General features: G+C 65.6%; 1 protein-coding gene. It reads left to right on the top strand.

Annotation, left to right across the window (positions count from 1 at the left end):
* Nucleotides 1–575, top strand: a 575-nt coding sequence (locus ACMGE0_RS33630) for an alkaline phosphatase PhoX (RefSeq protein WP_436820186.1), incomplete at both ends; no start/stop codon positions are given.

A 575-nucleotide genomic window follows, 5' to 3' on the forward strand; every position in this document is an offset into this window, starting at 1 on the left:
GCTTGTCGAGCCCGCCCTCATCGACAGCCGAAACTGGAACGGTGTTGCCTTGCCCCAGGGACAGTGGGCTGCAACGCGTTGGGTCGATCTCGACGCGGTCGAAAGCCCCGATGACGACCTGCGCCAGCGCGGCGCGGCCAAGGGCGCGCTGCTGTTCGCGCGCGGCGAGGGCATCCATTATGGCGATGGCGAGCTTTATTTCTGTTGCACGTCGGGCGGTGCGGCCAAGCTCGGACAGGTGATGCGCTACCGGCCGTCACGCTTCGAGGGACAGGCGCAGGAACGAAGCGAGCCGGGCCGGCTTCAGAACTTCGTCGAGTCGGCCGATCCTTCGCACCTCAACTTCGGTGACAATCTCACCGTTGCGCCCAACGGTCATCTGATTGTCTGCGAGGACCAGTATACCGACATGGTCGATAACCATCTGCGCGGCGTGACGCCCGATGGGCAGCTCTACCCGTTCGCCCGGCTGCGCGCGCATACCGAGCTCGCCGGCGCCTGCTTCTCGCCCGACGGCTCGACCCTGTTCGTCAATGCCTACAGCCCCGGCAAAACGCTCGCGATCACCGGTCCCT

The sequence above is a fragment of the Neorhizobium descurainiae genome (genome assembly GCF_051400715.1).
In the GTDB taxonomy this organism is placed as follows: Bacteria; Pseudomonadota; Alphaproteobacteria; order Rhizobiales; family Rhizobiaceae; genus Neorhizobium.